Source organism: Streptococcus oralis (genome assembly GCF_024399415.1).
Classification (GTDB): domain Bacteria; phylum Bacillota; class Bacilli; order Lactobacillales; family Streptococcaceae; genus Streptococcus; species Streptococcus oralis_CS.
In genome coordinates, this window is record NZ_CP029257.1 from 1,961,448 (window position 1) to 1,985,924 (window position 24,477).

Annotated in this window: 26 protein-coding genes; 5 read left to right on the forward strand and 21 right to left on the reverse strand. The window is 39.4% G+C overall.

Annotated elements, in window-relative coordinates; genetic code table 11:
- Window positions 1–65 precede the first annotated feature (65 nt).
- The 9 genes from DG474_RS09375 to DG474_RS09415 all read right to left on the reverse strand — a co-directional run bounded on the left by DG474_RS09375 (window position 66) and on the right by DG474_RS09415 (window position 9,365).
- Window positions 66–1,187 carry a CHAP domain-containing protein gene (locus tag DG474_RS09375; RefSeq protein WP_255778199.1) on the reverse strand — a complete coding sequence of 374 codons (1,122 nt, stop codon included), beginning with the start codon at window positions 1,185–1,187 and terminating at the stop codon, window positions 66–68.
- Window positions 1,188–1,287: 100 nt separating this feature from the next.
- On the reverse strand, window positions 1,288–1,554 hold the full coding sequence (locus DG474_RS09380; protein WP_001278165.1) for a Veg family protein: 267 nt from the start codon (window positions 1,552–1,554) through the stop codon (window positions 1,288–1,290).
- A 1-nt stretch (window position 1,555) separates the two neighbouring features.
- Window positions 1,556–2,908, reverse strand: a complete 1,353-nt coding sequence (gene dnaB, locus DG474_RS09385) for a replicative DNA helicase (RefSeq protein WP_045617921.1) — start codon at window positions 2,906–2,908, stop codon at window positions 1,556–1,558.
- Between the two features lie 43 nt (window positions 2,909–2,951).
- Entirely contained in the window at window positions 2,952–3,404 is a 453-nt protein-coding gene (rplI, locus tag DG474_RS09390) for a 50S ribosomal protein L9 (RefSeq protein ID WP_000864211.1), read from the reverse strand.
- Window positions 3,401–5,374 (reverse strand): DHH family phosphoesterase, encoded by a 1,974-nt coding sequence (locus DG474_RS09395; RefSeq protein WP_255778200.1) that lies wholly within the window; start codon window positions 5,372–5,374, stop codon window positions 3,401–3,403. The genes rplI and DG474_RS09395 overlap by 4 nt, the downstream gene beginning before the upstream one ends.
- 145 nt (window positions 5,375–5,519) lie before the next feature.
- Window positions 5,520–6,698, reverse strand: a complete 1,179-nt coding sequence (locus DG474_RS09400; RefSeq protein ID WP_255778971.1) for an acetyl-CoA C-acetyltransferase — start codon at window positions 6,696–6,698, stop codon at window positions 5,520–5,522.
- An 81-nt stretch (window positions 6,699–6,779) separates the two neighbouring features.
- Entirely contained in the window at window positions 6,780–7,328 is a 549-nt protein-coding gene (gene hpf / locus DG474_RS09405; RefSeq protein ID WP_000599111.1) for a ribosome hibernation-promoting factor, HPF/YfiA family, read from the reverse strand.
- Between the two features lie 79 nt (window positions 7,329–7,407).
- Entirely contained in the window at window positions 7,408–8,070 is a 663-nt protein-coding gene (locus tag DG474_RS09410; RefSeq protein WP_255778201.1) for a ComF family protein, read from the reverse strand.
- A complete protein-coding gene (locus DG474_RS09415; RefSeq protein WP_255778202.1) occupies window positions 8,067–9,365 on the reverse strand; it encodes an ATP-dependent helicase ComFA in 1,299 nt (432 codons plus the stop codon). The genes DG474_RS09410 and DG474_RS09415 overlap by 4 nt, the downstream gene beginning before the upstream one ends.
- A gap of 56 nt (window positions 9,366–9,421) precedes the next feature.
- Between DG474_RS09415 and DG474_RS09420 the strand changes: the two genes are divergently transcribed.
- From DG474_RS09420 to cysK, 3 genes are all read left to right on the forward strand, one after another.
- Window positions 9,422–10,057, forward strand: a complete 636-nt coding sequence (locus DG474_RS09420; RefSeq protein ID WP_255778203.1) for a YigZ family protein — start codon at window positions 9,422–9,424, stop codon at window positions 10,055–10,057.
- 15 nt (window positions 10,058–10,072) lie between these two features.
- Entirely contained in the window at window positions 10,073–10,516 is a 444-nt protein-coding gene (locus tag DG474_RS09425) for a PH domain-containing protein (RefSeq protein WP_247940441.1), read from the forward strand.
- A gap of 96 nt (window positions 10,517–10,612) precedes the next feature.
- Complete coding sequence (cysK, locus tag DG474_RS09430) at window positions 10,613–11,539, forward strand: cysteine synthase A (RefSeq protein WP_255778204.1); 927 nt, start codon at window positions 10,613–10,615, stop codon at window positions 11,537–11,539.
- 103 nt (window positions 11,540–11,642) lie between these two features.
- Here cysK and tsf read toward each other — a convergent pair whose 3' ends face one another.
- From tsf to yfmF, 12 genes are all read right to left on the reverse strand, one after another.
- Window positions 11,643–12,683, reverse strand: a complete 1,041-nt coding sequence (gene tsf / locus DG474_RS09435) for a translation elongation factor Ts (RefSeq protein WP_255778205.1) — start codon at window positions 12,681–12,683, stop codon at window positions 11,643–11,645.
- Between the two features lie 78 nt (window positions 12,684–12,761).
- Window positions 12,762–13,541 (reverse strand): 30S ribosomal protein S2, encoded by a 780-nt coding sequence (rpsB, locus tag DG474_RS09440; protein WP_255778206.1) that lies wholly within the window; start codon window positions 13,539–13,541, stop codon window positions 12,762–12,764.
- 224 nt (window positions 13,542–13,765) lie between these two features.
- Window positions 13,766–14,974 (reverse strand): peptidoglycan hydrolase PcsB, encoded by a 1,209-nt coding sequence (gene pcsB / locus DG474_RS09445; protein ID WP_255778207.1) that lies wholly within the window; start codon window positions 14,972–14,974, stop codon window positions 13,766–13,768.
- Between the two features lie 93 nt (window positions 14,975–15,067).
- Complete coding sequence (gene mreD / locus DG474_RS09450) at window positions 15,068–15,562, reverse strand: rod shape-determining protein MreD (RefSeq protein ID WP_255778208.1); 495 nt, start codon at window positions 15,560–15,562, stop codon at window positions 15,068–15,070.
- 2 nt (window positions 15,563–15,564) lie between these two features.
- Window positions 15,565–16,380 carry a rod shape-determining protein MreC gene (mreC, locus tag DG474_RS09455; RefSeq protein WP_255778209.1) on the reverse strand — a complete coding sequence of 272 codons (816 nt, stop codon included), beginning with the start codon at window positions 16,378–16,380 and terminating at the stop codon, window positions 15,565–15,567.
- Window positions 16,381–16,440: 60 nt separating this feature from the next.
- On the reverse strand, window positions 16,441–17,235 hold the full coding sequence (locus tag DG474_RS09460; RefSeq protein WP_255778210.1) for an energy-coupling factor transporter transmembrane component T family protein: 795 nt from the start codon (window positions 17,233–17,235) through the stop codon (window positions 16,441–16,443).
- On the reverse strand, window positions 17,228–18,067 hold the full coding sequence (locus tag DG474_RS09465) for an energy-coupling factor transporter ATPase (RefSeq protein WP_255778211.1): 840 nt from the start codon (window positions 18,065–18,067) through the stop codon (window positions 17,228–17,230). The genes DG474_RS09460 and DG474_RS09465 overlap by 8 nt, the downstream gene beginning before the upstream one ends.
- Window positions 18,052–18,879 (reverse strand): energy-coupling factor ABC transporter ATP-binding protein, encoded by an 828-nt coding sequence (locus DG474_RS09470; protein WP_255778212.1) that lies wholly within the window; start codon window positions 18,877–18,879, stop codon window positions 18,052–18,054. The genes DG474_RS09465 and DG474_RS09470 overlap by 16 nt, the downstream gene beginning before the upstream one ends.
- Complete coding sequence (pgsA, locus tag DG474_RS09475; RefSeq protein ID WP_000712149.1) at window positions 18,876–19,421, reverse strand: CDP-diacylglycerol--glycerol-3-phosphate 3-phosphatidyltransferase; 546 nt, start codon at window positions 19,419–19,421, stop codon at window positions 18,876–18,878. The genes DG474_RS09470 and pgsA overlap by 4 nt, the downstream gene beginning before the upstream one ends.
- Before the next feature lie 10 nt (window positions 19,422–19,431).
- Complete coding sequence (gene rodZ, locus DG474_RS09480) at window positions 19,432–20,253, reverse strand: cytoskeleton protein RodZ (RefSeq protein WP_255778213.1); 822 nt, start codon at window positions 20,251–20,253, stop codon at window positions 19,432–19,434.
- Window positions 20,254–20,288: 35 nt separating this feature from the next.
- Window positions 20,289–21,572 (reverse strand): EF-P 5-aminopentanol modification-associated protein YfmH, encoded by a 1,284-nt coding sequence (yfmH, locus tag DG474_RS09485; protein WP_255778214.1) that lies wholly within the window; start codon window positions 21,570–21,572, stop codon window positions 20,289–20,291.
- Complete coding sequence (yfmF, locus tag DG474_RS09490; protein WP_000424573.1) at window positions 21,569–22,819, reverse strand: EF-P 5-aminopentanol modification-associated protein YfmF; 1,251 nt, start codon at window positions 22,817–22,819, stop codon at window positions 21,569–21,571. The genes yfmH and yfmF overlap by 4 nt, the downstream gene beginning before the upstream one ends.
- Window positions 22,820–22,979: 160 nt before the next feature.
- Here yfmF and yaaA point away from each other — a divergent pair, with 160 nt between their 5' ends.
- Window positions 22,980–23,348 carry a S4 domain-containing protein YaaA gene (gene yaaA / locus DG474_RS09495; RefSeq protein ID WP_255778215.1) on the forward strand — a complete coding sequence of 123 codons (369 nt, stop codon included), beginning with the start codon at window positions 22,980–22,982 and terminating at the stop codon, window positions 23,346–23,348.
- A gap of 2 nt (window positions 23,349–23,350) precedes the next feature.
- Entirely contained in the window at window positions 23,351–24,448 is a 1,098-nt protein-coding gene (gene recF, locus DG474_RS09500) for a DNA replication/repair protein RecF (protein WP_255778216.1), read from the forward strand.
- The last annotated feature ends 29 nt before the right edge of the window (window positions 24,449–24,477 follow it).

Sequence of the window (24,477 nt, forward strand, 5' to 3'; positions counted from 1 at the left end):
AGAACGTCAACTAATTCGATATCCATTTTAAAATTTTATGAACAAGAAGAAAGCTTGGATGATGTTTAAGAAACACTTCCTATTCTTACCCCATTTCTGTCTAGTCTGTAGCCATCAATAATCGTATTAACAGCTAAGGCTCCCGAAGCATCGACATAGTAATGTTTCCCCGAGACTTGGAACCATTGACTAGCTTTCATCCGGCCAGATTCCTCTAAGTAATACCAAGTTCCCTTGTCTTTAAGCCAGCCCGTCTGCATCTCACCCGAAGCCTTTAGATAATACCAGTGAGAGCCATCCTTAATCCAGCCAGTTGACATGGCCCCATTTTCTTTTAAATGATACCAATTGCCATTAACTTTTTTCCATCCTGTCGCTAGCTTACCATTCTCTCGGTAATACCAACTCCCTCCTTCTTTTTTCCAGCCTTTCACTGTATTGATTAACTCTGCATACTGCACATATCTTCTAGCACCACTGTAGGATAGATAGCCGAGCCACTTATAACCATCCTTTTCAATAACCTGATCATAACTCACACTCTCACCAGCATAATAGTAGTCAATAACCTGTCCTGTGCTTGACGGTTGGTCCATAATAGGTGATTTCCCCGTGAATACTATTGTCCCGCTGGACGGAAGCTCTGAGTTATGAGAACCCTCACTCACACTATGGTTAGCGGATAAATCCCTGAAATGAATAAAACCTGTCATCGAACTAGCCTTGACTTTTCGACGGTTATACTTTTCTCGAACCCCATAGTTATACTCTTCGATTTCAATCGTATCCCCCGACACATTTGATACCCAGGCCACGTGCCCATAATAACCTTCTGTCGACCAAGCAATAGCCCCAACTTCTGGCTTAGTATCCACACGGTAGCCTTCTCGCCTTGCACGATGTCCCCATTCATTTGCATTTCCATAGGCAGGAGGAATCTCAAAGCCATTTACACTACTCAAACGAAAGGCCGCAAAAGAGGTACACTGGCGAGAATACATCCGCCACTGATCGATTTCAACACTACCATTTTTGTAGTGAAGCGGATAGTCATCTCCACGCGCTACACTATCGGCCTGAACTGATTCTCCACCAAACAAAAAGGTACTTGTAACAAACAAAGTAGCCAGCCCTAAACCCAACTGAGTATATCTACTCTTCTTAACTCCTGATTTAAAAAACGTCATTCATTCTCCTTAATAATATAAATTTCCGAGGTTACCCTCGTTTATACTATTCGGGAGAAAAAGAAAAAAAGTGAGCAAAGCTCACTTCATTTTAGGATTCTTAGTCTAGATAGCGAATCAAGTTCTTTTCTGTCAAGATATCTGAGTAGGTGAAGGATTCAACATAGACATTGGCTTGTTTGTCTCCTTCAACATCCCCAAATTCAACGATAAATAGAGACGGATACACCTCAATTAGCTTACCCAATCTATTTTTTTGGCGCTTACGGCCATTCTCCAAAGTCATTTCAACGACTTGTCCCTCATGTGCCTTGATTTCTTCTTTGATTTTTTTCATCTTGGCTACATCTGTAAATGCATCTGACATCTTATGCCTCCCTCTTTGAGATACTTGAAAATTTATTGTATTCTTTTTGGAAAATCAATTCCACCGTTCCACGAGCCCCACTACGGTTTTTCTCGATAATAACCTCAACCTTGTTATTTGGAATTCCTTCCTCTTCTTCACCCGCACGATCGTAATAGTCGTCACGGTATAGAAAGGCTACGATATCCGCATCCTGCTCGATAGAACCCGATTCACGAATATCAGACAAGACTGGTCTCTTATCCTGACGCTGTTCCACTCCACGGGATAACTGACTAAGAGCAATGACTGGAACTTTTAGCTCCTTAGCTAGAATTTTCAACTGACGAGAAATTTCAGAGACTTCTTGTTGACGGTTCTCACGACCAGTCCCTGTAATAAGCTGTAGGTAGTCGATCAAAATCAATCCTAGATTGCCTGTTTCTTGAGCCAGTTTACGTGAGCGTGAACGAATTTCCGTAATCCGAATCCCTGGTGTATCATCGATATAAATACTCGCGTTGGCTAGGTTCCCTTGGGCAATGGTATACTTTTGCCACTCCTCATCAGTCAATTGACCCGTACGGATAGAATGAGACTCCACCAAACCTTCTGCTGCCAACATACGGTCTACTAGACTTTCCGCACCCATTTCCAGCGAAAAGATAGCAACTGTCTTGTCCAACTTAGTTCCAATATTCTGAGCAATGTTCAAAGCAAAGGCTGTCTTACCAACCGCTGGTCGCGCCGCTAGGATAATTAACTCCTCTTCATGGAGACCTGTCGTCATATGGTCCAAATCACGATAGCCTGTAGCAATACCAGTGATATCCGTTGTCTGTTGTGACCGAACTTCTAGGTTCCCAAAGTTGATATTCAGAATATCTCGAATATTCTTGAAACCACTACGATTGGCGTTTTCACTGACATCAATGAGTCCCTTTTCTGCTTGAGCGATGATTTCATCTGCAGGCTTAGAAGCTTCATAGGCTTGGTTGACAGAGTCTGTCAACTTGGAAATCAAGCGACGTAGCATAGCCTTTTCGGCAACAATTTTAGCATAATACTCCGCATTAGCTGAAGTTGGTACTGAGTTGACAATTTCAACAAGATAGGACAATCCACCAATATTTTGCAGATCGCCTTGGCTATCCAAAATCGTCCGAACTGTTGTCGCATCAATCGCTTCTCCACGATCCGACAAGTCTACCATCGCTTGGAAAATCAACCGATGAGCATACTTAAAGAAGTCGCGAGAATCAATGTATTCTCGGACAAAAACGAGCTTACTCTCATCTATAAAAATAGCCCCCAGAACAGATTGTTCTGCTAAAATATCCTGAGGTTGAACTCGCAGTTCCTCTACTTCTGCCATCCGACTTTCCTTTCTTTTACAATCTTGTCAAGAAGTTGTAAACTTAACCTTCTTTTACACGAAGATTGATGACACTTGTAACATCTTGATAGATTTTCACTGGTACATCAATCAAACCTACTGCTCGAATTGGTGCTTGCACTTGAATATTGCGTTTGTCAATCTTAATACCAAACTGCTTTTGCAATTCTTCTGCAATTTTCTTGTTAGTGATGGAACCAAATGTACGGCCATCTGGTCCAACCTTTTCAACAAACTCTACAACAGTTTCTTCTGCTTCAAGCTTAGCCTTGATAGCCTTTGCTTCAGCAATCATCTCTGCATGAGCCTTTTCTTCTGATTTTTGTTTTCCACGCAACTCACCCACTGCTTGAGCAGTCGCTTCCTTGGCCAAATTCTTTTTAATCAGGAAGTTTTGAGCATAGCCAGTTGGCACTTCCTTAATTTCGCCTTTTTTTCCTTTTCCTTTAACATCTGCTAAAAAGATTACTTTCATTCTTCTTTCTCCTTTTCCTTTAGTTCTTCCAAGATTAGTTGAGTCAATTTTTCTCCCGCTTCCGACAAACTCATATCCTCGATTTGCGCGGCAGCTAGATTAAAGTGACCTCCACCACCCAACTCTTCCATAATGCGTTGCACATTGATTTTACTACGACTTCGAGCCGAGATAGAGATAAATCCTTGTGTATTTTTTGCCAGAACGAAACTAGCCTCAATACCTGACATAGCCAGCATAGCATCGGCAGCCTTACTGATAACAACTGTGTCATAAGAAATTGAGTCCTTGGCTTGGGCAATCAAGATATCTGAACCTAGCTTACGACCTTGTAAAATGAGTTCATTTACCTCACGGTACTCTTCAAAATCTGTCGCAGCAATCTCCTGGATAGCAATACTGTCACTTCCCCGTGTTCTCAGATAGCTAGCCACATCAAAGGTTCGGCTCGTCACGCGAGATGTGAAATTCTTGGTATCCAGCATCATACCAGCCATCAAAACACTGGCCTGCATACGACTCAAACGATTCTTCTTAGAATTTTGGAACTGAATCAATTCTGTGACCAGCTCACTGGCACTACTTGCCCCACTTTCAATATAGGTGATGACTGCATTCTCAGGGAAATCCTGATCACGTCTATGATGGTCAATAACAATAGTTTGAGTGAACAAATCATAAAAATCTTTTGACAAGGTTAAAGCCGTCTTGGAATGATCCACCAGAATCAATAATGAACGGTTTGTAACTAACTTCATCGCATCTGTAAGAGATAAAAGTTTCGTGACATCTTCCTTCTTCAAGAACTGAATAGCACGTTCGATATCTGCTGGCATATGGTCTGCATCATAGACAGCATAACTGTTCTCAATAATATTACTTGCAAACAACTGCATACCAACAGCAGATCCCAAAGCATCCATATCTAGATTTTTATGACCGACTACAAAAACTTGGTCAACACTTCGAATCTTATCAGAAATGGCTGTCATCATAGCTCTGGTACGTGTACGAGTACGTTTGATAGATGCAGCAGTTCCTCCACCAAAGTAGACAGGATTCTTGGTTTCGTTATTTTCCTTGACCACCACCTGGTCACCACCGCGAACTTCTGCTAAGTTCAAGTTGAGCAAGGCAATTTTCCCTATCTCTTCATGGTTTCCATCACCATAAGAAAATCCCATACTTAAAGTTAGGGGTAGCTGCCTCTGTTTTGATTCTTCTCGGAAAGTATCAATAACGGAGAATTTATCATTCATCAATTCCTCTAGTACCGTGTAATCTGTGAATACATAAAAACGATCCATCCCCACACGGCGAGAAAACATAGCATACTTACTAGCAAATTCTGAAACAAAATTAGCTACAAAACTATTGATATGGCTGATATCAGAGTCAGATGTCGCATCCTCCAAATCATCATAGTTATCTACCGAGATGACTCCAATGACTGGACGGCTAGTTACCAATTCGACAGTTGCTTCGTACTCCCCAGAAACATCAAAGAAATACAAAACACCCGAAGCCTTGTCCATATGGACAGCATATCGTGTTTCGCCTAAGGTAGCATACGAACCTGGATTCCCAACAGAAGCCTTGATGATGGTTTGAATTAACTCAATATCAATTCCGCCTTCTTCAGTAGTCAAAATCAGCTCAGCATAGGGATTAAACCATTCCACTTCTCCGCTTGATAAGTCTAATTTCAGGACTCCCACCGGCATTTGATCAAGCAAAGTACTCAAGCTATTTTCGGCTTGGTGATTTACATATTGGATTTGTTCAATTTCGCTCTTTTCATACTGTTTTTTTTGCCATACAAACAAAAGCAGATAAAGCAGTACAAATAAAAACAAAACAGTGATTGTTACAGCAAGATTATGTGAAAAAATAATCAGCAAAGTTAAGATTCCGAAAGTTGCAAGTCCTAGCCAGACCGCAGAAAACGGGATTAAATTATTTTTTTTCATTCTAAACCTCTTGCGCATTATTATATCACAAAAACCCTTAAAAAGCGACCTTTTAAAAGATGCAAGCCCTTCATTTCTCTAACTTCAGACACAAAAATAGGAGGGAATCATCACCCTCCTACCCACGTGTTCAAAGCACTAACACCTAACGTTCCACGATAAGGGCTGTTCCCATCCCTCCTCCAATACAGAGAGTTGCTAAGCCGGTTTTAGCATCACGTTTCATCATCTCATGTACAAGGGTCACTAGGATACGGCAACCGGAAGCCCCAATTGGGTGACCAAGAGCAATGGCGCCACCATTAACATTGACAATATCTGTGTTGAAACCAAGTGTTTTACCAACCGCACAAGCCTGAGCAGCAAAAGCTTCATTTGACTCAATCAAGTCAAGATCTTCAACTGTCAATTTGCCTTTTTCAAGAGCCTTGCGAGTCGCATAAATCGGTCCACATCCCATCATCTTAGGATCCAAACCTGCATTTGCATACGAACGAATGCGGGCAATCACTGAAAGTCCTAATTCTTCCGCTTTTTCAGCACTCATGATTAAGACAGCTGCTGCCCCGTCATTGATTCCTGAAGCATTACCCGCTGTGACAGAACCGTCTTTTTTGAAAACAGGACCTAGCTTAGACAAACTCTCCAAGCTAGTATCTTTTCTAGGATATTCATCTGTATCAAAAACGATAGGATCGCCTTTGCGTTGAGGAATGACAACTGGCACAATCTCTTCTTTAAAGCGTCCAGATTCTATAGCCGCCACTGCTCGTTTTTGTGACTCTAAAGCAAGAGCATCTTGCTCTTCTCGACTGATACCATATTCTTCAGCCACATTCTCAGCTGTAATCCCCATATGGTATTCGTTAAAGGCATCAGACAAACCGTCCTTAATCATGGTATCTACCACTTTCGAATCGCCCATACGGCCGCCCCAACGGAAGCTTGGCAAAACGTATGGCGCCTGACTCATGTTTTCTGCACCACCAGCTACGATAATATCTGCATCGCCACATCGAATCGCTTGAGCAGCCAACTGCACGGCCTTCAAACCGGAACCACAAACCTTGTTGATAGTAAAGGCTGGTGTAAATTCAGGGAGTCCTGCATGAATGCTCATTTGACGAGCTACGTTTTGCCCTAAACCTGCGCCTAGGACATTCCCCATAATTACTTCGTCTACCTGCTCTGGTTTGACATTGGCTTTTTCCAAAGCACTTTTAATAACCAAAGCTCCCAAATCAACAGCTGAAACATTCTTTAAACTTCCTCCAAAGGAGCCTATTGGAGTTCGCACTGCTGAAACAATCACCACGTCTTTCATAACTGTCCCCATTTATACCTTTTATAATGATGCAATACAAAAGTGGTTTACACTGGTGTAAACCACTTTAAAAATTCTATTTTATGATTCTTTCACTTCTAACAAACCGACTTCACCATCTTCACGGCGATACAAAACATTAGTTGTTTGATCTTCCACATCTACATAGATAAAGAAATCATGTCCCAATAAATCCATTTGGAGAAGGGCTTCTTCTAAATCCATTGGCTTCAAATCAATTTGTTTTGAACGAACGACTTTTGGTTGCACAACATTTGCATCTTCAACTAGAGCATCTGTAAAGAGTTGACTTGTCGCAACTTTATTTTTATTCTTACGTTCGATTTTAGTTTTATTTTTACGAATCTGACGTTCAATTTTATCTGTTACAAGATCGATAGAACCATACATATCTTGAGAAATATCTTCAGCACGAAGAGTGATAGATCCAAGCGGAATTGTTACTTCAACCTTTGCTGTTTTTTCACGGTAAACTTTCAAGTTCACACGTGCATCCAACTCCTGCTCAGGTTGGAAATACTTTTCGATCTTTTCGAGTTTAGAAACTACATAATCACGAATTGCTTCTGTTACTTCTAGGTTTTCACCACGGATACTATATTTAATCATATAAGTACCTTCTTTCTAAACATTTTTGTTTTTCTAACTATATTATAACGCTTTCATTTTCATTTTGCAAATTTTTTCCTCATCTTACAAGGGAAAAAGTTTTAACTTCCAAAGCACCTGCTTCTTCCAAAAGTCGTTTCACACGATTCACAGTTGCCCCTGTTGTATAGATGTCATCAATCAGCAAAATCTTCTTAGGAAGTGAGATACCATCTTTAATAAAAAATGGAATCTCAGTAGCCAACCTTTCCAAACGGCTTTTAGAAGAACTAGCGCTCTCTTCTCTTTTTCCTAATATATCTTTAAAAGAAAAGCCTGCTGCCTCAACCAAACCCTCGACTTGGTTAAACCCCCTCTCAAGCAATCTTTCAGGGCTTAGGGGAATCAACACAAATTGATATCCTCTATACTTTTTCAACTCCTCAGCAAGAACAGAAGCAAAAACTTTTCTAAGCAAAAAATCGCCATCAAACTTATATCGACTGAAAAAGTCTTTCATAGCTTGATTATAGGTAAAGATTGCCTTATGATCAACCTGAATTCCTTCTTTACACCAAAGTTTACAATCTTGACACTTAGTTGACATGCCTGTTTTCATACAGTTTGGACAATAATTCTCACCAATATTCTCAAAACTCGTAGCACAAGCTGAGCATAGATAACTGCAGTCGTGCTTCAAAAGGAAGAGGCTACTAAAAGTTAACTCCCCCTTTGTAGCCTGACCACATAATAAACAGTTCATAATCCAGCCTCCTTGTTCATCTGCTTGATTTCCTTTATTGCCTTCTTGATGGAAGCATTTAATCCATCATGAAAGAAGAGCAACTCACCAGTCGGTCTGTCCATACTACGCCCAACTCGACCACCAATCTGAATCAAGCTAGACTTGGTAAAGAGACGATGATTAGCTTCTACTACGAAAACATCTACACAAGGGAAGGTAACTCCGCGTTCCAATATTGTTGTACTGATCAGTATTGTTAGTTCTCCATCTCGAAAAGCTTGTACTTGCTCTAATCGGTCTTCTGTCACAGAAGATACAAAACCAATGCTCTCATTCGGGAAATGCACCTTTAGTATTTCTTTTAGTCCCTCACCTTTCTTAATCTCTGATGTAAAAATCAGTAAGGGATAACCTGTTCTTCTCTGTTTCTCAATATAAGTCTTTAACTTGGTTGACAATTGATTTTTCTCTAAACAGCGATTAAAATCCGATAACCAGACTGGTTTAGGAATAATCAATGGATTTCCATGAAATCGTCTTGGCAAGCTCAATCGTTTTAATTCTCCAGTGCGAACCTTCTTATCTAACTCATCTGTAGAAGTTGCTGTAAGAAATATCCTTAACCCCTCCTCCTTTACACATTGGTTTACAGCATAGTAAAGAACAGAGTTGTCAACATAAGGAAAGGCATCTACTTCATCCACTATCAGCAAATCAAAAGCATGATAAAATTTTAACAGCTGATGAGTCGTTGCAACAACTAGTGGTGTTCGAAAATAGGGTTCTGACTCACCATGAAGTAGTGCTATCTCACAAGCAAAGTCATTCTGCAGTCGCTTATATAACTCCAAGCAAACATCTATTCGAGGGCTGGCTAAACAAACTGCACCACCTTCATCAATCACTTTAGCCACAACTTGATAAATCATCTCTGTCTTTCCAGCTCCTGTTACAGCGTGAACCAAGGTTGGCTCTTGCTTGTCTACCGCTTGAAGAAGTCCCTCTGAAACTTTTTCTTGAAAAGGTGTTAACTGACCACGCCATTTGAGGACGTCTTGCTTAGGAAAATCCTCCTGTGGAAAATAGTATAAAGCTTGATCACTCCTGACTCTCTCCATCAATAAACACTCCCTACAATAGTAAGCGCCTATAGGCAAATGCCATTCTTCTAGAATACTACTATTACAACGTTGACAAAACAGTTTCCCTTTCTCTTTTCTCATTGCTGGAAGTTTCTCAGCCATCTGCCGTTCTTCTTCCGTTAATTCTTTCTCAGTAAACAAGCAACCGAGATAGTTTGGATTTACTTTCATACTTTAATATTCGTAAAAATCTAGCACTTTAGATATTTTTTTAGTACAATTAAATCATGGAATTTAGAACAATTAAAGAGGATGGGCAGGTCCAAGAAGAAATCAAAAAATCCCGATTTATCTGTCATGTCAAGCGTGTTTATAGCGAAGAAGAGGCTCGTGACTTCATCACTACCATCAAAAAAGAACACTATAAAGCCACCCATAACTGCTCTGCTTTTATTGTAGGGGAACGCAGTGAAATCAAACGTACGAGTGATGATGGGGAACCTAGTGGTACTGCTGGAGTCCCTATGCTGGGTGTCTTAGAAAATCATAATCTAACCAATGTCTGTGTAGTAGTTACCCGCTACTTTGGTGGCATCAAACTTGGAGCTGGTGGTTTGATTCGTGCTTATGCAGGTAGCGTAGCCTTGGCTGTCAAAGAAATTGGCATTATTGAAATCAAAGAACAGGCTGACATAGCCATTCAGATGTCTTACGCTCAGTATCAAGAATATAGCAATTTTCTTAAAGAACATCATCTCATGGAGCTGGATACAAACTTTACAGATCAAGTTGATACAATGATTTATGTTGATAAGGAAGAGAAAGAAAATATCAAGTCTGCTCTTATAGAGTTTTTTAATGGAAAGGTTACTTTAACAGATCAAGGTTTACGAGAAGTTGAAGTTCCTGTAAACTTAGTGTAAACAAAGGAGAAATACATGGCGTTTGGAAAATTTATTCAAGGACTTGCTGGTAACTTCAGCGAGGAAAACAAAGAGACTCTTATCAAGGAATATGGACAATATCTACTAGAGAATGAAGAAATTCAAAGTGGATATAAACTTATTCGCGATTCAATTATCTTTACAAATATCCGTATCATCTTTACAGATAAGCAAGGTGCCACTGGTCGCAAGACGTCTGTTAAGTCACTCTTTTTGATGAACATTGTAAACGTTGAAATGGAAACTGCTGGAGCAGGTATAGATGATAGTGAGATTACGATCACTTATTTAGAAAATATCTTTCTAAAAGCACACAATGAGCACCTGAGTTTCCATAAATTTGAATTCCCTAAAAAAACGGACATCCTTCCGCTTTACACCTATTTATTAGAATTGGCTTATCACAATCGATTAAAAATTAATGGCTTAGACCTTTGATATAAAAAAATCCTATCACTTTGATAGGATTTCTATATTTTACAAATAGCCTTGAGCGCGTTATACTAGTATCATCTTATACAAAGAGGTATATCTATGACTATTTATAACAATATCACTGAACTAATTGGACAAACACCGATTGTTAAACTCAACAACATTGTTCCAGAGGGTGCTGCAGATGTCTATGTTAAACTAGAAGCTTTTAACCCTGGATCGTCAGTAAAAGACCGTATTGCCCTTAGCATGATTGAAAAAGCGGAACAAGATGGTATTCTAAAACCGGGTGCTACTATTGTTGAAGCAACGAGTGGAAATACTGGTATCGGTCTTTCATGGGTAGGTGCTGCTAAAGGATATAAAGTTGTTATCGTCATGCCTGAAACGATGAGCGTGGAACGCCGTAAGATTATCCAAGCCTATGGTGCTGAACTCGTCCTCACTCCTGGTAGCGAAGGTATGAAAGGTGCTATTGCCAAAGCCCAAGAAATCGCAGCTGAGCGCGATGGTTTCCTTCCTCTACAGTTTAACAATCCAGCTAATCCTGAAGTACACGAAAGAACAACAGGAGCTGAAATACTAGCTGCTTTCGGTTCTGATGGACTAGATGCCTTTGTGGGTGGTGTTGGTACTGGTGGAACGATTTCGGGCGTTTCTCATGCACTCAAAGCTGCAAATCCAAACATTCAAGTTTATGCAGTTGAGGCAGACGAGTCAGCTATCTTGTCTGGTGAAAAACCAGGACCTCACAAAATTCAAGGCATCTCAGCTGGATTTATTCCTGATACACTTGATACCAAAGCCTATGACGGTATTGTACGTGTAACATCAGATGATGCTCTTGCACTTGGTCGTGAAATTGGTGGAAAAGAAGGCTTCCTTGTTGGGATTTCTTCCGCTGCAGCGATTTACGGAGCAATTGAAGTTGCTAAGAAATTAGGTGCAGGTAAGAAAGTCCTTGCTTTAGCACCAGATAACGGCGAACGTTATCTTTCTACAGCACTCTATGAATTTGAAGTGTAGCCTCCTAAATGCACTTAGCCCTTATTAAAGGGCTTTTTGTTTACTCATACAGAATCTACTCTCTAGACCAAAAGAAAAAGGAAGCAAATCGCTTCCTTTTCTATTAGTTATTCAAGGCTGCTGCCATTGTAGCTGCTACTTCTGCTTCAAAGTCATTTGCAGCTTTCTCGATACCTTCACCAACTTCAAAGCGAGCGAACTCAACTACTGAAGCATTTACTGATTCAAGGTAAGCTTCAACTGTCTTGCTGTCATCCATGATGTATACTTGTGCAAGAAGTGTGTACGCTTGGTCAACTTTAGTATTGTCAAGCATGAAGCGGTCCATTTTACCTGGAATGATTTTGTCCCAGATTTTTTCTGGTTTGCCTTCTGCAGCCAACTCAGCTTTGATATCAGCTTCAGCTTGAGCAATCACTTCATCAATCAATTGTGCTTTTGATCCATACTTCAAGTGTGGAAGAGCTGGTTTACCAACCATTGCACGGCTTTCGTTATCTTGGTCGATTACGTGGTTCAATTGTGCCAACTCATCTTTAACAAATTGCTCATCCAATTCTTTGTAAGAAAGAACTGTTGGTTTCATCGCGGCAATGTGCATTGAGATTTGTTTAGCAAGCGCTTCGTCTCCACCTTCAATAACAGAGATAACACCGATACGGCCACCATTGTGTTGGTATGCTCCAAAGTGTTGTGCATCTGTTTTTTCAAGCAAAGCAAAACGACGGAATGAGATTTTTTCACCGATTGTAGCTGTTGCAGATACATATGCAGCTTCAAGAGTTTCACCTGAAGGCATTGTCAAAGCAAGAGCTTCTTCGTTGTTCGCTGGTTTTCCTTCAGCAATAACTTTAGCTGTTGCGTTTACCAAGTCAACGAATTGAGCGTTTTTCGCAACGAAGTCAGTTTCAGCATTTACTTCAACTACTGCTGCAACGTTACCGTTAACAAATACACCAGTCAAACCTTCTGCAGCAACACGGTCAGCTTTCTTAGCTGCCTTCGCCATACCTTTTTCGCGAAGCAATTCGATCGCTTTTTCGATATCACCGTCTGTTTCTACAAGCGCTTTTTTAGCGTCCATAACACCGGCACCAGATTTTTCACGCAACTCTTTTACAAGTTTAGCTGTAATTTCTGCCATTTTGATTCTCCTATATTTTTTAAAAATAGGAGAGCTGGGCTAGGCCCCGCCCTCCTAGGTAATTACTATTTATATGAATTAAGCGTTGTCGCCTTCTACAACTTCAACGATTTCTTCGATTGAGTAAGCTTGAGCTTCTGAAGCTGCAAATTCTGCTTCAACTGCTGCTGCATCTTCACCTTGACGTCCTTCGATGATAGCGTCAGCCAATTTAGCTGTGATCAATTTAACAGCGCGGATAGCGTCATCGTTAGCTGGGATGATTACATCGATATCGTCTGGATCAGTGTTTGTGTCAACCATCGCTACAACTGGGATACCCAATTTTTTAGCTTCTTTAACAGCTATTTGTTCTTTATGTGGGTCAACTACGTACATTACATCAGGGATACGAGGCATGTCTTCGATACCACCCAAGAATTTTTCAAGACGTGCACGTTGTTTGTTGAGAAGTGCAACTTCTTTCTTAGGAAGAACGTCGAAGATTCCTTCTTCTTCCATACGTTTGATTTCTTTCAAACGAGCAATACGTTTTTGGATAGTTCCCCAGTTAGTAAGAGTTCCACCCAACCAACGGTGGTTGATGTAGTATTGACCTGAACGTTCTGCTTCTTCTTTAACAGCGTCAGCAGCTTGTTTTTTAGTACCAACAAACAATACAACTGCATCGTTAGCTGCCGCATCACGCATAAAGTCGTATGCTTGGTCAGCGTATTTTACAGTTTGTTGCAAGTCGATAACGTGGATTCCGTTACGCTCAGTGAAGATGTACTTAGCCATCTTAGGGTTCCAGCGACGAGTTTGGTGACCAAAGTGTACACCAGCCTCAAGAAGTTGTTTCATTGAAATTACTGCCATGAGTATTTCTCCTTTTTGTTTTTTTCCTCTCCTCGACTTCAACTTGCAAAACGACCCAAGGGCAACAGTTTCACAATTCATCAAGAATGAGTATTATCGTTTACACGACAAGTTTCATTTTACCACATTTTAGCCATATTTTCAAGTGGTTTTGATAGATTTCGGCCTTGCTTTCTATAAAAAATAATAAAAGAGGCTCAAATCGAGCCTCTTCGTTTCATTCATTAGTTTGGATAGATGTATGTTACGTAACCTTCAGAAGTTGTAGTTGGGTTGAACCATCCACGTTTGTTACCGATTGTACGATCTCCACCATAGTTTGATTCTGATACTTGAATGCTAGTTGATGATGAAACTGCTGTAACGACCGCTACGTGTCCATATCCACCGTCATTCCAACATGCAATCGCACCAACTTGTGGAGTTGATCCAGTACGGAATCCTGCAGCTGCTGCACTTGTAGCCCACTGCGCTCCGTTACCCCAGTAATCTCCAGCCCAAGGTGCTAACGTCTTAGCTCCCCAAGTACATTCCCCAGTTGGATAACTTGAAGCATTTGTACTATATGTTGGACGCTGTCTTGTTGGAGTTGGTGCAGGTGCCGGAGTGTAGCTTGAATCATCATCTGATGAAGAGCTTGAAGTTGCTTGCACTTGATCTGAAAGTGTTGTATTTCCAGAAGCAACAACTGATTGTTGTTGGCTTGTTTGACGTGCTTTATATGCCGCTTCTGCTTCAGCTGCTGCTTTTGCTTCTGCCTCTGCTGCTGCTTTTTGTTCCAACAAAGTAGCTTTATCGCTTTCTGCAGTAGCTTTCTCTGCAGCAAGGTTTAACTCAGCAACTTTCAACTCTGCTTGTTTTGTTGTCAATGCTTGTGCATCGTCAGCAAGCGTTTGTTGGTTCGCAACGACAGTGTTGATTGCTTCATTATTTGCAACCTGTTTTTCAGCGATAGATTTCTTATCAGCTTTCTGTTGTTCCAACATTTTGTTGTTAGCTGATACGATCTCGCTCATCGCTGCAACACGTGAAATAGCTTCCGTAATTGATTTTGAGTTTACAATTGTATTGATGTAGCTAGTTGCAGCACCGTTTGTTTGTGCGCTACGTGCTTGTTTTTCCAAAGATTCATTACGAGCAACAATGTTCTTAGAGAGCTCTGTAATTTCTCCTTCAAGTTTTTTAGATTCAGCTTGTAGAGTTTCATTCTCAGCTTCCAAGTTCGTTTGTTGAGTTTGGATAGCTGTAACTTGCGTTTGGATTTCATCTACTTGTTTTTGAGCTTCTTTTTGTTGAGATGTCAAATTACTAATCTTACTATCTTGAGCAGCAATCTTTTCATCAGTTGTTTCAGCGTGGACAGTTGTCAATACTGCCGCTTGAGACACTAATACTGTACTTAATAAAAGTGACGCTAAGATTTTTTTCTTCATATTGTGTAGATACTCCTTCTATTTAAGACATTACTAGTATACCAAAAAAAGACATAATAAATATTACGCCTTTGTTACATTTTTATTTCTTTCTTATAGATAACATTTTTCAAAAATATATTGGAAAATAAGCATCCATAAAAAGTTTAAAATCATTGATGGGACAAGGCTGTAGACGATGAAAACTGGCATCGATTCTACTGTCAATCCCATAGCAAGAGCAAGGAGATAACTCCCCATATCAAATAGGAAACTCATCACAACTATTGTTAACATTCTTGTCCAACGGTTTAGCAAAATTACACTATTAATTTTATGGAGCGAAGCACCTATCAAGATAAATAGAAGTGTCGCAATTCCTATTAAGTGGAAAAAATAGATATCGTACACCAAACCCACTATACAGCAATAAGCTAGATAAAGGTATTCTGAAACCTCAATTGTCTCAAACAAGAGAAATAAAAACAGAAAATGACTTACTAAATGAAAGTGAGGGAAGAAGGATCCCGCTAATTGTCCAATATGTGCATCAATTAGTACGACAAAAGGGAGTAAAAAGAAAATACCAATTTGTTTTAACAGTCTCATTGCTAATTCCCCACTAACTCTACCACATGAAGATTTTTGGTGTCAGCACTTAATTTTACTGTTACCTCCTTTGTTAGATAATCACTGCTGTGTGTTGTAGCAACAACTTCTCCAACAGGAATGTCCTTAACATTAAAGCTTCCGAGCCCCCCTGTAGTCACCTTGTCTCCTGCGCTAATGTCACTGTTGCTGTTTAATTGGCTAATTTTAAGCAGTTCAGACTCCTTGTCATAACCAACGATAATCCCGTAAATTTCAGTAGAACCATGCAGGATTTTAACAGAAATTTTGTCGGAATTTTCAGTGTTTGTCAATAGGTTGACCGTTGTTGAATGCTCCTCCACCTTTGAAACACTACCAATCAAGCCACCGTTTGCAATGGCCAACATATTTTCAGAAGCTCCTTTTGAACTTCCTACATCAATTGTTAACTCTTGTTTCCAAGATACTGGAGCTCGCATAATCACATCTGCTGCAATGGTTTTTGTAGCCTGCAATTTTGACTTCATATCCAGCAACTGACGTAGTTGTTCATTTTCATTTTTTAAACTTTCTGATTGATTAGACTCCACCTCTAGTTGATAGAGCTGTTTTTTTAGACTTTCGTTTTCATTGTACGTCTGTGTCAAATGTCCCAAATCCGATTTGAAAGTATCAAACCACTGAAAGGGTTTCTGAACAATTCTATCTACTAAGGAAATCCCATCTCCTAGTTTTGTCACAATAGCACTTGAATAGGTTGTCACTAATAGTACAGAAACTGCCAGAACTGTGACAAAAACGATGATTAGATATTTTGATTTTTTAAAACGGTTCATATTCCTACCTTTATACTAAAAACCTGCTACTGTGAGCTTCTTATCAATCCTACAAACCTGCTAAGATTTTAAGAAAAATAAGAAACATCCCAGTACCAAAATCACAAGAATTGCCAGTGTATCCTTTTGACTCCATCTCAACTGTCTATACTGACTTCTACCCTTTCCTCCCTGATAACCACGCGCTTCCATGGCTATTGCCAATGAATCTGCACGCTTTAAGCTAGTAGCAAAAAGAGGAATTAAAATTGGAATCATAGCCTTTACCTTTTGCACGATGCTACCTTCGCCAAAGTCAACTCCACGAGCTTTTTGAGCATTCATAATTCTCGTTGTGTCATCCATCAAGGTTGGAACAAAACGCAAACTCATTGATAACATGAGACCAATTTCATGAACGGGAACTTTCACGCGTTTCAGCGGTGCTAAAAGAGCTTCAACTGCAGCTGCCAGACTCAAAGGCATGGTCGTTAAGGTTAGCAAGGTTGAAAAGAAAATAATCAACACAAAACGACAGAAAATGATTCCTGCTTGTTGCAAAGCATAATCCGTTATTCTTATAAAAGAAAACTCAAATAGGACATTTCCACTTGAAATGAAAAAGAGCTGAAAAAGAGTCGTAAAGGCGATCAAGAAGAACATGGATTTTAATCCCTGAACGAAAAATGAGAGAGAAACGCCTGACAAAGCGATAAATATACCTGTCGCTACAAACAGAATGACATTGGTGAGGGGATTATTGGCCCAAAATACAATCAAAATCAACAGGATCATAGCGAGCAATTTGCTACGGGGATCCAAGCGATGAATGATGGAATTCCCCGGTATATAACGCCCTAAAATCATACTATCCATTTAGCGACTCCTTAAACTCCTCTATCTTGATTGGCAGTTTTTTAAAAGCTACACCTCTATCTGCCAAACGTTTACAAAAGGCTGTGATTTTAGGCACACCTAACTGTACTTTTTCCATAGAGGCTACATCTTGAAAGACATCACTTGGTTTGCCACTTTTGACCAAACACCCCTTTTCCATAACATAAACCTGATCAGCATATGCAGCTACATCATCCATCAAATGCGTTACCAGAACGATTGTCATTCCAGCAAGGTGAAGCTCTTTAAACAAGGTCATCAATTCTTTTCTGCCAAGAGGATCTAGTCCAGCTGTTGGCTCATCCAAAACCAAGACAGTTGGCTCCATGGCTAGCATACCTGCTATAGCCACACGTCTCATCTGACCACCCGAAAGTTCAAAAGGACTGCGCTCAAAGAGTGACTCATCGATGCCTACCAAGGCTAACTTTTCTCGCGCAATTTTCTTGGCCTCTTCCTCAGAAACTCCAAAATTTTGCGGTCCAAATGCAACATCTTTCAAAACAGTCTCTTCAAAAATCTGATTTTCAGCAAATTGAAACACTAGACCGACTTGCTTTCGAATCTGACGAATTTCTTTATTGGTTGATGTAGGGGTAATGACGGTATCGAAAACTCGAACAGAACCCTTACTTGGTACCAATAGGCCATTTAAAAGCTGTAAAATCGTTGATTTCCCACTACCTGTGTGCCCTACTAAAGCTGTATAGGAGCCATCCTCAATCGTCAAAGAAACATCAGTCAAGGCTGATGAAGATAGGGGAGTCCCCTCTTGATAGGTAAAGCTTACATTTTCTAGAGTAATTCCCATAACTTGTCCTCTAGCTCTCCTTCTGTCAAATAGTCATCCGGCAACTGATAACCAGTCTCTCTCAAAGATTCTCTCAATTGATTAGCAAAAGGTTCATCTAACCCTATCTGGTCAAGGTCATTCCGAGAAAAAAGTTCTCTTGGGCTGCTGGTTGACTCCACTTGGCCTTTTTTCATGACCAAGACACGATCACTCATCGCAACTTCCTCTAAATCATGTGTAATGGAGACGACTGTCATCTGGTGGTCTTTTCGTATATCTTGAACTGTCTGAATCAGTTCTCTGCGTCCCTCAGGATCCAACATACTTGTAGCCTCGTCCAAAATCAAAATAGCTGGCCTCAAGGCAACAACTCCTGCAATAGCCACCCGTTGTTTTTGTCCACCAGATAAACGAGCTGGTTCTCTCTTCTTAAAGTCCAGCATACCTACCAACTCCAAAGATTCAGCCACCCTCTTCTTCATTTCTTCTCGAGGAAGTCCCTGATTTTCTAATCCAAAGGCGACATCATCTTCAACAGTTGCCCCCACAAATTGGTTATCTGGATTTTGAAAAACCATACCAATTTGACGGCGTAAGTCCCAAACATTCTCAGAGGACAGCAATTGCCCATCAATCCAGATTTCCCCAGACTCTGCTTCAAGCAAGCCATCAATCAAACGGATAGTTGTCGATTTTCCACTCCCATTATGACCTACAATCGAAAGCCATTCTCCCCGTTTCACGTGAAACGAGACATTATTAACATCATAATGATCCTGGTCTTCCTTGTAACGAAAAGACAGATCTTTTACTTCAATAATCGATTTCATTTCGAACCAAATGTCCCTTTGAATACATGAGCGCTACCCTTGAAATAATCATAACCAGAGTAGATAGTGAAAAACAAAGCGATATAAAGCAACAGCTGACCAATTAAATTCCAATGTAAGAGCAAAAAGATAATGGCAAACATCTGACTAAAGGTCTTGATTTTCCCTGGCATCGCTGCTGCTAGAACTGTCCCTCCCGTCTCAACAAGCAACAAACGCAAGCCTGTCACCGCAAGTTCACGACAGATGATAATAGCAACAACCCAAGCTGGAGCCATACCTAACTCAATCAACATGATAAAAGCTGACATAACCAACAGCTTATCGGCCATCGGATCAGCAAACTTTCCAAAGTTGCTGACTACATTCCATTTACGAGCAAGGTAACCATCAAGATAATCCGTTATACTAGCAACTGCAAAGATGATCGCTGCTAGCAAATGACTGCCTTGTGAATGGCCCAAAGTCAAAATAAGAATAAAGAGAGGTATAAAGAGAATTCTACCAATAGTTAATACATTAGGAATTTGTTCTTTTTTCATTGATTTTTCCTTAATCTGTAGTAAATGTAAGTGTCACAGTTCCAGTCTGAGTTGTCAGCTTCGAGGTGTCAATCGTTTGATTGTCCACAGTCACAGTAACTCCCTTCACTACACCTAAAGTAATGGTAACGGGATTCTTAGTTGAAACTGTTGTTTTTGCATTCTTATTGTCTGCGGATAGTGTCACACCACCCTCCAGTTCACTTCCTGAAACACTTACCCAACTAGTTGCATCTGATACTGCCAATTGAACAGTAGCGGTTTCCTTACTCGTTTTATACCGAGCTTCAATGCGGTTTCCTTCGCCTAACACTGTAATAGTTGATTCCGTAGTAGAAGACAAGCTAGACGTCTGACTACTAGAAGATGAACTAGATGAGGTTGTTGAACTAGTCGAGTTCACAACGCTATAATTAGCTGAAGAAGGACTTGGCTGAGTTTGGATGTAGTTCCAAACATAGTAAGTGACAAAAATTAAAATTGACAAAGCAAATAGAACGAAATAAAACAAGGGGAGATAAGACGTTTTTTTCTTATTTGATCGTCTACGACCAGACAAGTCTTCTTCATCGACATCTACCTCTTCATAAGTGATCATACTACCTGAATCATAGGCGTCCAGAACAATTCTCTCATCCAACTCTACTGCCCAGGCATATTTTCTTAAAAAAGAACGAGCGTAGAAGGTACTAGGAAGTAAATCGAAATCATCTGCCTCCATGGCTTCTAGAAAATGCAACTGAATTTCAGTTTTTTCCTGCAATTCTTCTAAACTCAATCCCTGGTTAATTCTAGCTAAACGTAGAACCTCGCCGATTGTTTTTTTTCTCATACGTACCATTCCTTCTTTCTAGTATTAGTCATCTTTTAAGCTGGAAAGATTGTAAAATCAACTAGATCACCATTATCAATCAAACGATGTCCAGCTTCTAGAACATCCTCCAAAGTAATCTCCTGTAAAATTTTCGGAAAATCAAAAATTGTTTCTCCGCGATCCATCGGATCGTATTGAGTTGCAATAAACTCCAAGGAGTTCATACTGCTGAAAAACTCCCCAAACATCTCACTCTTAACAAGATCTAAATGTTCCTCGGTAATATCCGCGTCATTACTAAACTGACGAATCGCTTTCCGAAATTGATGCGACAGAGAAACAGGCTCTTTGGTGTCCATTGTCAATATCACAAAATGAAAGCGACTGTTGACTTCGACCTCAAGCGACAATGACGCATCTAACTTCCCAGTCTCATATAACCTTTGAAAACGGTCAGAAGTCCAACCAAGCATCATCGTAAATAGTAATTTCAATAAAATATTGTAACGATAAGACTCAGCTTCTGTTATTTGCCCGTTACCTCTAATCGCAACAGCAAGTTTGGGTGAAGAAACTTCCATCCGAAGGCTATCTGTTTGCTTCACAGGTTGCAAAGGTAGTTTCTCTTTTGTAACTGTAAACTGTTCTAAAGTTTTCTTTTCCTTTTTCGAAAAGTATTCCTCAACAACTTTTGCATCAATATTTCCAACTAAAAACAGTGACATGTTGACAGGTTTGTAAAAGTCTGTAAAGTTCTCTTTTAAATTTGAAACTTGAATCTCAGAAATTGATTTTTCACTTCCAACAATATCTGTTGCTAAAGGAGTATCAGGATAAAGGTTGGCTAATGTTGCAAAAAACAAGCGTGAGTCTGGATCGTCTTGATACATTTCTCGTTCTTGCTGGATAATAGCCTGTTCCCTCAAAACAGACTCTTCAGTAAAATGAACATCTCCGACTAACTCATCTAGCAAATCTAAATTTTCTAATAGATAATCAATTGTTGAAAAAAGATAGCTGGTCTTAGTAAAGCTTGTAAATGCATTACTGTCTGCACCTAATCGAGTAAAAGCAGCCATTATATCCTCAGAATTTTCTCTTTCAAACAATTTATGTTCAAGAAAATGTGCAATTCCTGCTGGATGATGACGCAAACCTTTTTCCAAGTTTGTATAAGTTGCATCTACAGAACCAAATTGAATCGTTACAATCCCATAAACCTCATTGAAATCTTGCTTAGGGAGTAAAGAAACTGTCAATCCATTTGACAATTGTGTTTTGTAGACTGTTTCCTTTACAGCAGGATAGTATTTTTCTTCAAAAGCAACCTTTGTCATTCTACTCCTTCCATAAAGTAAATCGCTTGTAACTTCAAACTGTTGGCAGCTTTACATACAGCTTCTTTATCAACATTCTCTAATTTTGCCACCAATCGATCAATATCGAAGCTTGATTTCCCCAATAGAGCATTCAAATAGACTCTTTCAACTAGGGTCTGTTGATTATCTTGAGCCATCAACAAAGATCGTCGAATCATCTCCTTGGTTTGTTCAAGTTCAAAATCTGTAAAGTTACCCTTTTTCAGATCTAGCAATTGATGATTCATCATTTTTCTAGCCTGATTTCGATTTTCTCTATCAATCCCCGCATACATCCTTAACAGACCACTAAACAAATCCAATTGACTAGAGACTGTATAGGCTATTCCAGCATTTTCACGAACGTTTGTAAAAAGTTTCGAATGTGCAAATTCACCCAACAAACCATTCATAACAAGCATAAGCAAATGCTCATCATCACCATATTTTACAGGAGAATGATAGCCTAATTCCAAAATAGATTGCCCAACATTCCTCTGAACCATCCCCTCTCTTAAGACATTCGAATAAGATTGATTGTACTGGATAGTGACGCCATTCTCTCTAGCTGTAAAGGGTAATGACTTCAGCGATTCTGTAATTTCTACTTCATTAAAATCACCTAAGAAAAAGAAATCAATTCGATCATTTTTCAGAGCATCTTGAAAGCAAGTGTAGCTACTTTCTGGAGACTCATTTGAAATGCTGTTTCGTAAATCACTGTATCTCAATTGAAGACGCTCATCACGGAAGAACAAGCTATCCAACTCCTTATGAGCAAAATAAAATGAATCATCCATGTCAGTAGCTAAACTAGCCAACAACTGTTTTCTTTCAATTTCAAATAAGGCTGGCTCAAAAGCACCATCTTGAACTAAGGGAGCAAATAAAGTCTGTTTCACCAATTCCAAAATTCGAGAAGTCAAGACATTCTTTTTACTTAAAAAATCATCCCTCACATAAGTAAACGTTAAGTCAAGAATATGTGCCTGTCCCCTACGATAAGCACTTGTGGAAATATCTGTTCCATATAAACTTGCCAAGTATCTGCGAAATGCTTGTGGTGTTGGGTAAACTTGATTTGCCGTCTCCAACATACTTGCACTTAACATGCGTCCTGCTATCGTCTCAAGAGATAAGGGAGCAGTAAAACGAATAGTGATTTTATTTGTTTTAAACTTTTTGGATTGAACAAAATGTGCTGAAATTCCAGGCACTAACTCCATACCTTACCTCCTTACATATAGAGTTCTATTATACCACGAAAATCAAAATTTTTCTTGTTCTCTTTATAGCTTTAAAGAGTAAAACCGTTTTCATTTCAGCTAACTTTCCTTCAGCTATTTCAAAGAAAATATGGTATAATACCAAAGATTGAGGTGAATTATGGAATACAAATTATTTGAAGAATTTATTACGCTCCAAGCCCTCCTAAAAGAGCTTGGAATTATACAAAGCGGCGGTGCTATTAAATCCTTTCTAATGGAGCATCAAGTTTACTTTAATGGTGAATTAGAAAATAGACGTGGGAAAAAAATTCGTGTTGGAGATACGATTGACATTCCTGATTTAAAGATTTACATCACCTTGACAAAACCAAGTTTAAAAGAGCAAGAAGAGTATCAAGCAGATAAGATTGAGAAAGAGCGAATTGCTAAACTTGTCAAAGAGATGAATAAAGGTGTCAAGAAAGAAAAACAAAAAACTTCTTCATCACCTAAAACCAAACAAGCTCCACGTTTTCCAGGAAGATAACCATGTGGCTCCAACATTTAACAATTAAAACCTTTCGAAACTACAAAGAGGCAAAAATTGATTTCAATCCAAAATTAAACGTCTTTCTAGGTCAAAATGCACAAGGAAAAACCAATATTCTAGAAGCAATCTATTTCTTGGCCTTGACACGTAGTCATCGGACTCGTACAGATAAGAATCTCATTCATTTTGATAACGAGCAACTCCGTCTTTCTGGCTTGCTACAGAAAAAAACAAGCTCTATTCCTCTAGAAATTGATTTAACGCCAAAAGGGCGTGTGACTAAAGTCAATCACTTAAAACAAGCTCGCCTCTCAGACTACATCGGACATATGAATGTTGTCCTCTTCGCACCTGAAGATCTCCAGCTAATTAAGGGAGCACCTTCTGTCCGTCGAAAGTTTATAGACATCGAACTGGGACAAATTAAACCAATCTACTTGTCAGACTTGTCAAACTATAACCATATACTCAAGCAAAGAAATACTTACCTAAAATCCAGCCAGAAGATTGATGAAACATTTCTGTCAGTATTAGATGATCAGTTAGTAGAGTATGGATGTCGCGTTATAAAGCATCGAATAAAATTCATTAAAGACTTAGAGAAATTTGGTCAAAAAAAACACTTAGAAATTTCAAATAAATTAGAAGAGTTGTCAATATTTTATCAAGCATCTGTCAACTTCACTGATGAAGAACAGCTAACAAGTTCTTTTAAAATGGCTTTGGAGAAAAGCAGATCAAGAGATTTGTTCAAAAAGAATACTGGTGTCGGCCCTCATCGAGATGATATTTCTTTTTATATCAATGGTATGGATGCTAGTTTTGGAAGCCAAGGTCAACATCGTAGCCTTGTTCTTTCTATAAAACTGGCGGAAATTGAGCTAATGGAAAGTATTACCAATGAGTCTCCGATACTACTGCTTGATGATGTTATGAGCGAACTCGACAATACACGGCAACTAAAATTACTAGAAACCATTTCTCAATCTATCCAAACCTTTATCACAACAACAAGTTTAAACCACTTGCAAAATTTACCAGAAAACCTTAGTATTTTCAATATTCAAAACGGTAAAATTTCTGTAAATCAAAATTGACAACTTTGTAAACAAAAAGAACTCCTGAA